This window comes from Psychrobacter sp. I-STPA10 (genome assembly GCF_021012795.1).
GTDB lineage: Bacteria > Pseudomonadota > Gammaproteobacteria > Pseudomonadales > Moraxellaceae > Psychrobacter.
Genome location: NZ_VFYU01000022.1, coordinates 118,475 through 132,588, shown reverse-complemented (window position 1 = coordinate 132,588; position 14,114 = coordinate 118,475). Strand labels below are relative to the sequence as shown.

The following is a 14,114-nucleotide window of genomic DNA, read 5'->3' as shown; positions in this document are numbered from 1 at the left end:
ATACCCCACTCTCAACTTTATTTTATAAAATCATATATGACCCCTCCCATACCCTCCCCTTGAAGTAAGGGGAGGACTTAAAAACCAGTTCCTCCCCCTTTTTAAGGGGGAGGTTAGGAGGGGGTCTTATAAGTTGAGAGTGGCGTTAATGATACTAATGATGATAGCTATATACCATCGAGAGCAGGTACGCTAGAAATTAAGCCATATATGAATGCATATTGACAGTGCTAATTTATCCATCAAAGCTCCCTCCCTTAATCAGGTAGCTTTGGTGGTTTTTTTGGTTTGGGTAAAGGTTCGGGGCTGTCTTTTGTATGATTACTGTTCTCTTTATTATCTTGATTAACATGAACATCATCATAGGTATCAGCTTCGCTAGATAAGTTGTCAAGACCATCATCTAATACCACTTGTTTTTTGCCCTGATCTGTTAACATGGAAGGCTCATTTGCCGAAGTAGAGGGCGTTTGATCTGAGGCATTATCGACTACCACGTTTGGCTCTTGATCATCTAATACTTTAATATCTGATAATCGGCGTACCACATACTTTTTATCGATGGGCTTTTGCCCTGCTTTGAGTACCGTATCATCAAAGATCATCTGACCATAACTGTCTATTTTGGCATATTGCATTGGCTGGTTGCGGGGTACAAAAAAATCAAGCGGGTGCTGACGTAAATGCGCAAATATATATTTTGCAAGACTGCTCCATTCAAAGAATTGTACATCTTTGGAGCGTAGTGCCACGATCAATGCCAGTGCAAAACTCACCAACAGGTTCATCAAGCCGATAAGTGCTACCCCCAATAAGGATATTAATACTAAAGATACACTGATGTCATCAGCAGGAGAGTTAAATATACCATGAGCAAAGTTGGCAGATGAAAAGGCAATATGGCGGATATCTAAGCGTAACCCAAGGATATAGCCGACTGTGGCAGTACTACCCAAAAATACCCCGAACAAAAAGTTCCCCATAATCGCACCCAAATTATTTTCTACAAACGTGCCAAGTTTATCAACCCAGCGGACAGGCATGATTTTGAGTAGTAACCAATGACGTTGGATTCGCTCTCCAATCTTGTTGTACACAGCCAGATTGTCATAATAGCCTGCAATCAGACCTGCCAAAAATAAGTACACTCCAGCGATGGCAGCATGAGGCAGTGCCAGCGTGGTAAATGGGTTTAAGTCTTCTAGCAAGTGATGGGCTTCTTTGGTATCAATCATGGGTACACCATAATATTGTAGCCAGGCAAATGAAATCAAAAAAGCAACGGGCATGGCAATCAATACGTTGCCCATAATTGCCACAAACTGGGTGCGTAATATGTCAACAATTAGCTCAGATAGCTTATTGAGTTGGTGTGTTTTTTTGCCTTTATTTTCCGAAATGGTTGATGCAATGGCTGCGGCGGTCATTGCTGGCTGCTTGGTGGCAACCGTACCATGAATAACATGGATAAATACAAAGCCTAAGCCATAGATCATACTATTGACAAACGCACGACCAATGGGGGCGAGCACCAGGTTGTATGCCAGTATTTTCATCGTTGCCATAAAGGCGATAAAAAAGCCACCAATAGAGGCTTTTTTGAACATTTCCTTATAGCCAGCTTTGTCGGTACTGATGTAATGCTCACCCACGTGGCTGGCATTTTCAGTGACTTTTTTGGATAACAGCTTGGTATTATTATCAATCAGATAGCGGAAACTATAGCGTTGTTTGGCAGTTTGAATCACCGCTTCAATCAGCTCAATGATGGCTTTATCACGATCTGCATGATTGTCTGCCAGTAATTCAGTTAGTATCTGCATACGCTGAAGGCTTTGTTCCAAACGCATCATCATGTTGGTCAGTCGAATCGAAATTCCCGTTTTGTAAATACGCTTACGTAGAGTGACCAGTACATCTTGACACTGCTCTAACATCACTAGTAGCGGTGCAGGATCGACATCCTCATCTGGCATCACATCAGTATGCGTATCTAGCTTATGGCTACTACGGTATTGATTGACAAAAAGCACAGCTTCTTGGTTTTGAGCGACAAAACAAGCACAGTAATTGAGCATCTGAGGGTAAGCGCCCATCAAATCAGGGTGTAGCCCAATACCAGAGATGCGATACGATAAAATGATAATGCCATTTAAGATGTTATTTTTGACACTGGCAACCAAATCTAAATTTTGATCGCCAATGTTAATTAGGGCAATGAGTTCATCCCACTTTTGTGGATCGATACTTGCCAACCAGCGATCATCATTTTTTTGATCAAAAACTTCTGCCACCAGCTCAACAATCGAGTCTTCTTCGGGCAGTAGTGGTAAAAAGCGGTGTCCAACTAAGCGACTAAGACTATAAAAAAAACCATAGTCAGACAAAATACCGGTGTCAGTATACAAGGTTAACTGACGGTATTGATTGACCAAATGTAGAATAAAACTTGCCAAGCCTTGTCCATATTCAGGATGCTGACGTAAAGCTTGAATAAGCTCTTCAATCTTTTCATTCGCCTTTTCAGGTTCGTTAGGCGATACTCGCAATGAGTCAATCAGACGTTTAAGCATCTGAGTATCTGGCACATTACTGATGGCAGTAATTTGTTGTAATAAGCGTATCATTACTGATGAGTCTGACACAGTATGTCCTCAAAAAAGTAAATACAAATTTATGATGATAACTAATGGGATGATGATTTTTTGTGGCGATAATAAAGCAAGATGACAGTTTTTTTGTAACTTAAGCACAGACTTTGTGTATGAAATTGTTGTTTATTTTGCAAATTTTGCAGCACGAGATAATACAAAAATAGTGGCCAAAATGATAGTTAAGTCTGCAAAAATTTATGACTGTGGTTGAGCAAAAGCTATGAGTATAAAATTCACAAAACCACCATATTATTGGGTTTTATAAAAAATAAAAAAGCAGCCTTATGATGATATAAGACTGCTGATGTTACCTAAGCAATTTAAACTAAGTTTGATTATATGACCATGTTAATCATAATATTTTTTATGTTGGTTTCTATTTCTATACCAATCACTTAGTCGCTATTGCCCTTAGCTGATATTGGTTGCAAAATAAGACAGATCAAAATCCATCATTGGATCGCTACCTGCCTTGACCATATCGGCATGGGCACGGATACGTGGCAAAATACGACCGACAAAGAAGTTGGCAAGTTTGAGTTTATTGGCATAAAATTCCCCTTCTTTATCATGTGCAGCTTCAACCATCATGGCAAACATATAGGCATAGCACAGATAACCACAGGCGTGTAGATAATCAACCGCGCAGCCATTGATTTCATTTTTGCGCTCCCCAATATTGCTCAGTACCGCATTGGTTAGCGTTTCAAGGGTATCCGCAGCCTCTAAAGTGGCTTGTTTGATGCCATGATCTGCTTGCATATTGCTGACAAAGTTGCGAATCTCTGCCAAGAAATTTTGCATGTATTTGCCATTATTACGCGCAATTTTACGTCCAAGCAAGTCAAGTGCTTGAATGCCGTTAGCACCCTCATAGATTTGTGAAATACGAGTATCACGGACGATTTGCTCCATGCCCCATTCACGGATATAACCATGACCGCCAAAGACTTGCTGACAATCGACAGTCGCTTCAAAGGCTTTGTCGGTCAAAAATGCTTTGGCAATTGGGGTTAATAACGCCACTCGTGCCGCCGCCGCTTGTGCCGCATCGGCATCGACGCTAAATTTTGATTCATCAAGCTGTTTGGCAACATACATAGCAAAGCAGCGTGAGGCTTCGGCATTGGCTCTGGCATTTAATAGCATGCGGCGTACATCGGCATGATGAATGATGCTATCGGCAGGTTTTTCTGGACTTTGGATTTGAGTATCACTACGACCTTGTCCGCGCTCATTAGCATAAGCCGCTGCATTTTGATAGGCAAGCTCAGTGCCGCCTAAGCCTTGTAGCCCCATAGTGACTCGTTCGTAGTTCATCATGATAAACATCGAGGCAAGCCCTGTGTTTTCTGCCCCCACCATCCAGCCTTTGGCATTATCAAAGTTCATCACACAAGTGGCTGAGCCTTTGATACCCATTTTATGCTCAATAGAGCCTGCTGCCAATGTATTGCGCTCACCTAAGCTGCCATCGTCATTGACAATAAATTTAGGTACAACAAATAACGAAATACCTTTGGAGCCAGCAGGAGCATCGGGGGTTTTTGCCAATACCAGATGAATGATATTTTCAGTTAGGTCGTGCTCACCCCCTGTAATGAAGATTTTAGTACCAGAAATGGCGTAGCTACCATCGCCATTTGGTACTGCTTTGGTCTTGATGATACCCAAATCAGTACCGGCATGGGGCTCAGTCAAACACATGGTGCCTGACCACTCACCAGCGTACATTTTTTCAAGATAAGTTTGTTTTTGCTCATCAGAACCAGCAGCAAGCAAGCATAGGCTTGCTCCGACAGTTAAGTTAGGGTACAAAGCAAACGCTTGGTTGGTAGTAAATACCATCTCTTCGGTGAGCATGGTAACCATTTTGGGAAAGCCTTGTCCACCATATTCAGGATCACCGCCAAGTCCAATCCAACCTGACTCAGCGTATTGCTGATAGGCCTCTTTAAAGCCTTTAGGTGTGGTGACAACACCATCTGCTTGATAGGTAGCCCCTTCTTCATCGCCTACACGATTGATGGGTAGCAAAACATTTTTGGATAGTTTTGCCATCTCTTCTAAAATCATGTTAACTGTATCCATGTCAACATGAGCCAGCTTTTCATTTGATTGCCAAAATTGCTCAACTTTAAACACATCATTGAGCATAAAACGCATGTCATCCAAAGGTGCATTATAAATAGCCATAGAGTTTTCCTTTCAGTTGCTGTTATAAAATCCGTTATGGTAAATCTGAGATATAAGGGGGGTGAGGTTGAGTAAAAGCCAAGCAGCCTATATAAAACCACCCCAATATTTAGTATTTGTAGACGTATTATAATCTATAAATAAGCACTATATTAGGGTGGTGATAAAACTACTGCGGCTAATAATTAACCCGTTGTCTAAAAGGCAAATTGATTGACTTTCATACTCATATATGGCTCTGCGCCTGCATCTATACGAGCCACATAGGTACGAGTACGTGGTAGAAGTTTACTAAAGTAGAACTGTGCAGTTTTGATTTTTGCTTCATAAAAATCACGCTCACTGCTTTGATTCTCAAGCGCTTCGTGCGCGACCACAGCCATACGTGCCCATAGATATGCCAAGGTCACATAGCCACTAAAGTACATGTAGTCAACCGCTGCTGCACCGACAGCATCTGGATTTTGCGTGGCTTGCATACCAATACGGGTGGTCAAATCTCCCCATTCTTTATTAAGTTTGGCAAGCGGACGGATAAACTGCCCTAATGCGTCTGTTTCTTGATGCTGTTCACAAAATTGATGAATCACTTTGGTAAAGTTGGCCAGCATTTTGCCTTGTGAGCCCAATACTTTGCGCCCCAGTAAGTCTAAAGACTGAATCTCAGTTGTTCCTTCATAGAGGCAAGCAATACGGGTATCACGTACATTTTGCTCCATGCCCCATTCGCTAATATAACCATGCCCACCATACACTTGCACCCCGTGATTGGCAGCTTCATAGCCAGTTTCGGTCAAAAAGGCTTTGGCGATGGGGGTAAGCAGTGATAGCATTTGGTCAGCAAATTTTTGCTCATCACCACTGCCTTTTGCCACGGTATCTGCAAATTGTGATAAATAATAGACGAGCGCTCGTCCGCCTTCAGCAAAGGCTTTTTCGGTCAACAACATATTGCGTACCGCAGGATGCACGATGATGGGGTCAGCAACTTTATCAGGTGCTTTTGTGCCCGCTAATGAGCGCATCGCAAGACGTTCTTTGGCATATTCTAGCGAACCTTGAAAAGCGATTTCAGAGGCAGTTAGACCCTGTACTGCCGTCCCAATACGTGCCACGTTCATAAAGGTGAACATGCAGTTAAGACCACGGTTTTCTGGGCCAATCAAATAGCCTGTTGCCGCATCAAAATTCATCACACAGGTGGCAGACGCTTTGATTCCCATTTTATGCTCAATAGAGCCACAAGTCACATGATTAGGCTCACCCAAGCTACCATCTGCATTGACCAATACTTTGGGAACGATAAACAAAGAAATGCCTTTTGTACCAGAAGGCGCACCGGGCAGACGTGCCAAAACAATATGCACGATATTATCGGTCATATCATGCTCACCTGCTGAGATAAAAATCTTTTGTCCAGTAATGCGATAGCTGCCATCTTCATTTGGTTCAGCTTTGGTGCGGATAATACCTAAATCCGAGCCGGCATGCGCTTCCGTCAGACACATGGTACCTGACCACTCACCTGTGACCATTTTTTCAAGATAAGTTTGTTTTTGCTCATCTGTGCCATGATGTTCGATGGTTTGGATTGCACCATGTGACAAACCAGGGTACATCGAAAATGACCAGTTTGCCGAGCCAACAATTTCATTAACGATGGTGGATAAAGAAAACGGCATACCTTGTCCACCAAACTCCTCTTCTGCCGCCATTGAGATAAATCCAAGCTCACAATATTGCTTATAGGCTTCTTTAAACCCAGTTGGTGTAGTTACCACCCCATTATCAAACACACAGCCTTCTTCATCGCCACTGCGGTTAAGTGGTGCTAGCTCTTTTTGGGCAAAATTGGCGGCCGCTTCTATATAACTGTCAATGATATCTTCTTCAACTTCTTGATAAACAGACAACGATTGGTAATGTTCTACCATATTTAAGAGTTCATGTGCGACAAATTTCATATCACGAAGGGGGGCTTTATACTGCATTGGGGTTTATCCTTATGAAGTTTTGGTTGATTAAGAGTGTGGGTAAAAACGCAAAGATGTTTTGCTAAAAGATAGGCGGTTGGCTAATAATATACAAGGATGTGCCTAGCACTCATAAGTCATGAGCAAAACTTGCATTTTATAATTGCCTAGTGGTAATTATAATTACCCTGACGTAGTTGATGCAGGTTAGGGGGTAAGTAGATGGCTTACAATAAGCTCAGTGAAGTGTCGTGTCGTTTTTTTTGACATTGATGGCTTGCTAAAGAGATGGCGTGGTCAACTCAATAAAACCACTTGAAGCATTGCAGCTTATGAGTTGATTTTATTAAGATTGACCAGTGAGGTTTTTGGTTTTGCTTATTGCTGATGTAAATGTTCTAGTATCATTACCGTGGCTGCTTGAGCATCCATGGGGCGACCAAAATAGTAACCTTGTGCATATTCACAGCCTAACTGCTTTAATACTTCAGCTTGTTTTTGGTACTCTATTCCTTCAGCAATGACTTGCATATTAAGGCTTTTGGCGAGCGTAATAATGGATTTGACAATACTTAATTGTGTGGCGTTGGTATCTATATCTTTGACAAAGCTTTTATCAATTTTTAAAAAGTCAAAATTATAATAAGATAAATAACTCAGTGAAGCATAACCAGTGCCAAAATCATCCAACGCCAGTAATACCCCAATTTTTTGTAATTGATTAAATATTTCAGTAGTTTGATCATTTTTACTCATTAAAGAGGATTCCGTCACTTCTATATGCAGTTGATTTTGGCATTTAGGATTGATACTGAGTAAGTTTTTAACAAAAGAGACAAATGTTGGCTGACAAAATTCAGAAGCATCTGCATTAATGCAGATACCAATGTCTTTATTTAGCTGTTGCCATGTATTAAGATCAGTGATCACAGTTAATAGCATTTGACAAAATAGATCATAAGAAAGCTGACTTTCAATGATAGGTTGTAAAAAATATTGTGGCTCTAAGATACCACGCTCTGGATGTTGCCAGCGAACTAACGCTTCAAAGCCTACTAATTGCCCAGTTTGTAGATCAAATTTGGGCTGATAATAAGGAATAAACTGCTGTTCATTCATTGCATCACGTAGCTGTGCTTTAAACTTCATATCTTCAAGAAGGTTTGGATTGAGCTGATGGGTATACCAGTGTATGCCATCACCGCCATGACGCTCTTGATAGGCTAAGGCATGTTCTGCTGCACGCAATAATATGTCCGCTTGTTCCCCATGCGAGTTGTGATGACTCACTCCCATCGACAGATGCAAATAAAATCTATCTTTGCCCAAAGTGAAGGGTAACTCACATGAATTAATGATTTGCTCTAGCTCATTGCGAATAAGATGAATGTCACTGACTTCAAAAAACATGGCAAAGTCACTCAAATTAAAATGTGCAAACATTTTTAAATCATTGAGTGTCAAATTTTGGATGCGCTGGGTAAGTTGTTTTAGCAAGCTGGTGACATCTTCATCTGGTAATGCGTTGGAGATGGTATCAAAATGGTCAATACTAAATCTTACCACCACAAGCTGTTTGTAAGTGTCTAAGAGATACTCACTTAATAAGCTGATAAAAACACTGCGGTTAGGTAGCCCTGTAAATTGATTGTAATAACTAAGCTGCGGCAAATGATACTGTGGGATGTTGGTGGCATTTGCATCACGATTTCGCAATAACCCAACAAAATAGATGTGTTGTTGGTAAGGTATTTGCCAAATGGTCAGATTGGTATATAACGCAATACCATGAGGATTTAAGCAGTTAATATCTTCTTGAAAATACCCTGTATTTTGTAAACTCTGCAAGATGCGATAGGTCAAAGATTTTTTATTTTGTATTAATTTTTCTATTGGAAAAAAACTTAAAGGTTTGCCCATTAAATAATCTGCTGGAAAACCGATTGTTTCTTCAAAGCTGTGATTGACCCATAAGTAATTAAGTTTATCATCAAGGATAAAAATACCTTCTTCAGAATAAAAACAAAGCTTAGAGAGTAGGTAGGACTCAATCTCAGCATTAAATAGCATAAAAATCTCCAAGATGACTTAGCATTGCGCTATGTTATATTATTATATAAAGCCAGTTTAAAAAAATTAATCGTTAATTACATATCTGTTTTTGCCATACTGGCTAGTACTTGTAGGGTTGCCAAGGCAACAACTGGTGCGGTCTCTGTGCGTAAAATACGATTACCAATTTGCCAAGGAATAAATTGTTTAGCTATGGCTTGTGATAGCTCAGCATCACTTAATCCGCCTTCAGCACCAATTAGCAGGGTAAAAAAAGCACAATTAGGGCTGTTTTGAATATAATGCTTGATTTTCTCTGTTGTGTTTACTGTTGTCCTTAACTGGCTGGCAGGTAATTTTGTGTGTGCATTTGCATGAGTAGTAGATGCATCAGAATCAGTTGTACTAGAAGTAGGTTCGTTAGGTACAGCTAATACTAAACGTAAAGGTTTAGATGTCTCAATATCGTTAGAGTGAGATTCATCCCATAAAGACATTGCTTTATGGGATGCTTGTAATTTTTGATAATAGTCAATATTTGCTAGTGGCAGTAAGGTATCGCTTATTTCACCAACCTCACCTGCTAGCCAATCATTAAGAGCCACAGGTTTGAGTAATAAAGGTGGACGATTAAGACCACATTGCTCACAAGCAGATAGCATCACTTGCTGCCAGTGCGCCATCTTTTTATCCACCTGATTGGGTTTTAAAAATACCTCACCATGTTGACTGGTCAACAGTTGGATACTACTAACGCCCATCTCTGTTGCCTTTTGTAAGGCATAATCCATACGATCACCTCGACTCATGACCAAGGCGATATGAGTATAATAAGGATTGGTATGGTCAATATGCTTACAATCAATGATTTTGGCAGTGGCAGATTTTTTTTCAATCTGTTGCAGTTGCACCGTATATTCACCGCCATGACCATCAAAAAAAATCGCTTTATCACCCTCTTTGGCACGTAACACTCGACACCAATGATGAAAAATATCTTCGGTTAAGGTAATTAAGGCATCATTATTGAAGGCGTGTTGCAGGTGAGAAGTAGAGGCGTTTGTAGAGGAATTAGAATAACTAGGGAGGTAAAAAAAGCGTCGCATAGACAATATTACCTTTATAAAAGGATTTGGATAAGGGTTAATGAAAAAATATTATTAGTTATTGTTTAAGGAATAAACAACAGCTTAAGATAAAGCATAATCCTAAGCTGTTGGATAATATAGCTTGTTTAAACTAAGTTTATCGTTAACGCAATTTCAACTTGCTTAATAGTAAACTTTATATCACTTAATCAAGCTAAGTCTAGAGCTTTTACCAACTCACGATTGGGCTCAGTTTTGTTCATGCTATAAAAATGCAGCGCAGGAACAGATTCTGCCATTAAGCGTTCACACAGCTTATACACCACATCAAACCCAAATTGATGAATAGACTTACGATCATCACCATAGTCTGCAAGCTGCTTGCGCACATATCTTGGAATATCTGCCCCACAGCTATCAGCAAAACGCATCAGACTGGTAGCATGAATGATGGGCATGATACCTGCAATCAGTGGCTGCTTTTGTGTATCAATACCTTGTTTTTCTAGCTCATCACGCAAGTATAAATAGCTGTCAGCATTAAAGAAAAACTGTGTGATTGCCGCATCAGCACCCGCCTTGTATTTATTCACTAAATTTTGCACATCCTCTTTAAAGCTACGTGCTTGTGGGTGCATCTCAGGATAAGCAGCCACTTCGATATAAAAGTGATCACCTGATTGCTCACGGATAAATGCGACTAAATCGCGCGCAAAGGGCAGCTCACCCATACCAACTTGTCCAGAAGGCAGATCACCCCGTAGGGCAACCAAACGCTTTATTCCTAATGCCTTATAGTCAGATAACAGCTCAGCAATTTGTACTTTATCATCACCAATACAAGAGATGTGTGGGGCTATTTGCGTCTGACTACGTCCATTGAGTAGATTGATGATATCAAGGGTACGCTCACGAGTAGAACCACCTGCACCATAAGTCACAGAAAAATACTTGGGAGCAAGGGCATTAAGCTCATCAAAAGTTGTTAATAAGCTCTCTCGTCCTGCATCCGTCTTTGGTGGATAAAATTCAAAAGAAAAATCAGGCTTGGTCGTCATGGTTTTTTTCTCCCACCTTAGTACTTATATTCATCGGCTTTGAAAGGACCTTCGACAGGGACGCCAAGATATTCAGCTTGCTCAGTAGTTAACTGTGTCATCACACCATTAAACCCAGCAACCATTGCGGCTGCCACTTCTTCATCAAGTTTTTTGGGTAGCACTTTGACATATAGATTATCAAAACGACTGTCTTCATCAAGCTGCGCAAATTTTTGTTCATACAGATACATTTGTGCCAATACTTGATTGGCAAAAGAGCCATCCATGACACGAGAAGGGTGTCCTGTGGCATTACCCAGATTGACAAGACGACCCTCTGCCAATAGCAAGATATAGTCGTCTTTGGCATCCGAGCGAAATACTTGATGTACTTGTGGTTTGACTTCTTCCCAACGCCAGTTATCACGCATAAACTGGGTATCAATCTCAGTATCAAAGTGACCAATGTTACACACCACCGCACCGGATTTTAGTGCTGCCAGCATGTGACGATCACAAACATGATAGTTACCTGTGGTAGTTACAATCAGGTCGGTATCTTGTAGCAATTGTTTATTAACACCACTTGCTTCATTGGTATTTTTACCATTGATATAAGGTGACACCAATTCATAGCCATCCATACACGCCTGCATCGCACAGATGGGATCAATCTCAGAGACACGAACAATCATACCTTCTTGGCGTAAGCTTTGTGCCGAGCCTTTACCCACATCGCCATAACCAATAACCAATGCACGACGACCTGCAAGTAACATATCTGTTGCACGTTTGATGGCATCATTTAAGCTATGACGGCAGCCATATTTATTATCATTTTTTGACTTAGTGACCGCATCATTGACATTAATCGCAGGTACTTTTAGTGTGCCTTTATTGAGCATATCAATCAGACGGTGTACCCCTGTGGTCGTTTCTTCTGAGATACCATGAATATTGGCAAGAAGTTCAGGGTATTGATCATGCACTAGGGCGGTCAAATCACCCCCATCATCCAAAATTAAATTGGCATCCCAAAGCTCACCAGAGGACTCACCACCAGCATGTACTTGTTGACGTAAGCACCATTCGTACTCTTCTTCTGTTTCACCTTTCCATGCAAACACAGGAATACCTGCAGCAGCAATAGCGGCGGCAGCGTGATCTTGAGTGGAGAAGATATTACAAGATGTCCAGCGTACCTCAGCACCTAATGCCACTAAGGTTTCTATAAGTACAGCGGTCTGGATGGTCATGTGGATGCAGCCTAAAATCTTTGCACCTGCCAAAGGCTGCTCAGACTGATAACGGCGACGTAGGCCCATTAGAGCAGGCATTTCCGCTTCTGCCAGTGAAATTTCACGGCGACCATAATCTGCTAAAGAAATGTCTGCTACTTTGTAATCATTAAAATCGGCGGTGGTATTGTTCGAAGATGACACTGCGTTCATCATAGACTCCTATTAAATAAATTAACTATAAGCGAATAAAGATTGGTAACGCAGGTGTCGTTAATCTTTTCCTATAATAACGATAATAAACAAAAGGTTGATATTATCTTATGAGTTAGCATAGAATGCTGAGCCTGACATAAAAGTTTATTTGATTAATATCAATAAACCATTAATGGTGCAACACCTCTCAGCCATGCTATTGTAATAGATGACACGGGTGAAGTCACGTTATCATCAAAATAGACTTTGCAGTAAACTTGCGCTACAGTGTCACCATGTTAATAACATGTTAATAAATAGTTGCGTTGAGCCATTATTTTGTTTAAGAATATTAAAAATACAAACTATTACAGTTAAAATAGGAAATATTCTGATACAATGCGCTCAAGTACGTTATAATTAATCGATTTATTTGTACTTTAAATAATTAATCGATTTATTTGTACTTTAAATAATTAATCGATTTATTTGTACTTTAACTATCTTATGAGGAAATGTATGAAAGCTATCAAACTATCTGTTGTAACAATGGCTATATTGGGTACAACTGCGGCAATGGCAGCACAGCCTGCTTATGAATATAACCCAGAGCAAGGTATCATCCGCAATACTACTGGTGCGGTAGTAGATACAACAAAAACCTTGGTTGACACCGCTATCCATCCAGCAGCCATTAGTGCTGAGATTGGTACTCTAGGTTATGGTGCAAATTTAGCATGGGGTCTAAACGAATCAACTGAATTGCAAGCAGGTTGGTCTGGTATGGATGTCGATGGTGACATTGAACTGAATGCCAAAGATTCTGGACTCAACTGGGGTGAAGTACTGGGTGATGAATACAAGGACTTTAAAGGTACTTTAGATTATAAAGTGAAGGCAAGTAACCCTTATTTAGGTGCACAGTTACGTCCTTTTAAAAACTGGTTAACAGTTGGTGCTGGTGTTATCGTACCTCGCGATAAAATCGATGTTACATTAACACCAACTGATGGTAACAAAGCAAAAATTAGTCTTAATGGTGATGAATATCAAGTCACTAATAAAACTTCTGTGCATGTGCATGCAGAAAACAAAAATGCTTTAGCTCCTTATGCGACTCTTGGTTTCCGCCCAAATATTAACAATCGTTGGGGTATGTTTGCTGAGGTAGGTGCTGCTTATATGGGTGATTATAAGTCAAATGTTAATGTTGATGGTACTATTGAAATAAATAAAGGAACGGAACAAAATCCTATTTATGTTGTCGCTAATCCTAATGAATTTATTGAAAAAGCAGAAAGAGAAATCAATGATAGCGATTTAAAATGGTATCCAATTGCGAAGCTTGGTGTGACTTACCGCTTCTAATTAGGTATGGATGATTTTATATCAACTGAGTCTATGGCTTAGACTCTTAAGTTATATAAGATGATTACTGCTTATTTTTAAAATTGTTGTTAAAGATACTAAATGAAATATTAGAAAAAAGACGGCTAAACTAGCCGTCTTTTTTTATTGCATAAAAAAGATCAGGTCATTGTGATTTACTATCATATCAAAATCTATAAAGGAGGATCAGTGAAAGTATAACAATGTCTTATTGAAAGATATCAGTAGACTATAAAAGATATAGTCAACGAACTTGATAACTGTTACGGTGTTAGGCTCGCTTGCTGTA

At 40.2% G+C, this 14,114-nt stretch carries 8 protein-coding genes; 1 reads left to right on the top strand and 7 read right to left on the bottom strand.

Going from position 1 to position 14,114, the window contains the following annotated elements; all coding sequences use genetic code 11:
• Positions 1-257 precede the first annotated feature (257 nt).
• The 7 genes from FHK89_RS11140 to ahcY all read right to left on the bottom strand — a co-directional run bounded on the left by FHK89_RS11140 (position 258) and on the right by ahcY (position 12,454).
• Complete coding sequence (locus FHK89_RS11140) at positions 258-2,627, bottom strand: site-specific recombinase (protein WP_230660272.1); 2,370 nt, start codon at positions 2,625-2,627, stop codon at positions 258-260.
• Between the two features lie 438 nt (positions 2,628-3,065).
• Positions 3,066-4,850 (bottom strand): acyl-CoA dehydrogenase C-terminal domain-containing protein, encoded by a 1,785-nt coding sequence (locus FHK89_RS11135; RefSeq protein WP_230660255.1) that lies wholly within the window; start codon positions 4,848-4,850, stop codon positions 3,066-3,068.
• A gap of 197 nt (positions 4,851-5,047) precedes the next feature.
• Complete coding sequence (locus FHK89_RS11130; protein ID WP_230660252.1) at positions 5,048-6,841, bottom strand: acyl-CoA dehydrogenase C-terminal domain-containing protein; 1,794 nt, start codon at positions 6,839-6,841, stop codon at positions 5,048-5,050.
• A 360-nt stretch (positions 6,842-7,201) separates the two neighbouring features.
• A complete protein-coding gene (locus tag FHK89_RS11125; RefSeq protein WP_230660249.1) occupies positions 7,202-8,893 on the bottom strand; it encodes a sensor domain-containing protein in 1,692 nt (563 codons plus the stop codon).
• Between the two features lie 77 nt (positions 8,894-8,970).
• Positions 8,971-9,981: a 16S rRNA (uracil(1498)-N(3))-methyltransferase gene (locus FHK89_RS11120; protein ID WP_230660246.1), complete on the bottom strand. Its 1,011-nt coding sequence runs from the start codon at positions 9,979-9,981 to the stop codon at positions 8,971-8,973.
• Positions 9,982-10,172: 191 nt separating this feature from the next.
• On the bottom strand, positions 10,173-11,021 hold the full coding sequence (gene metF / locus FHK89_RS11115) for a methylenetetrahydrofolate reductase [NAD(P)H] (protein ID WP_230660244.1): 849 nt from the start codon (positions 11,019-11,021) through the stop codon (positions 10,173-10,175).
• A 17-nt stretch (positions 11,022-11,038) separates the two neighbouring features.
• A complete protein-coding gene (gene ahcY, locus FHK89_RS11110) occupies positions 11,039-12,454 on the bottom strand; it encodes an adenosylhomocysteinase (RefSeq protein ID WP_230660241.1) in 1,416 nt (471 codons plus the stop codon).
• Between the two features lie 501 nt (positions 12,455-12,955).
• Here ahcY and FHK89_RS11105 point away from each other — a divergent pair.
• Positions 12,956-13,804, top strand: a complete 849-nt coding sequence (locus FHK89_RS11105) for a hypothetical protein (protein WP_230660238.1) — start codon at positions 12,956-12,958, stop codon at positions 13,802-13,804.
• The last annotated feature ends 310 nt before the right edge of the window (positions 13,805-14,114 follow it).

Excerpts from the sequence above, each read along its gene's own strand:
- FHK89_RS11140 (WP_230660272.1), bottom strand. The coding sequence starts at position 2,627 with ATGATACGCTTATTACAACAAATTACTGCCATCAGTAATGTGCCAGAT.
- FHK89_RS11120 (WP_230660246.1), bottom strand. The coding sequence starts at position 9,981 with ATGCGACGCTTTTTTTACCTCCCTAGTTATTCTAATTCCTCTACAAAC.
- FHK89_RS11135 (WP_230660255.1), bottom strand. The coding sequence starts at position 4,850 with ATGGCTATTTATAATGCACCTTTGGATGACATGCGTTTTATGCTCAAT.
- ahcY (WP_230660241.1), bottom strand. The coding sequence starts at position 12,454 with ATGAACGCAGTGTCATCTTCGAACAATACCACCGCCGATTTTAATGAT.
- FHK89_RS11105 (WP_230660238.1), top strand. The coding sequence starts at position 12,956 with ATGAAAGCTATCAAACTATCTGTTGTAACAATGGCTATATTGGGTACA.
- FHK89_RS11125 (WP_230660249.1), bottom strand. The coding sequence starts at position 8,893 with ATGCTATTTAATGCTGAGATTGAGTCCTACCTACTCTCTAAGCTTTGT.
- FHK89_RS11130 (WP_230660252.1), bottom strand. The coding sequence starts at position 6,841 with ATGCAGTATAAAGCCCCCCTTCGTGATATGAAATTTGTCGCACATGAA.
- metF (WP_230660244.1), bottom strand. The coding sequence starts at position 11,021 with ATGACGACCAAGCCTGATTTTTCTTTTGAATTTTATCCACCAAAGACG.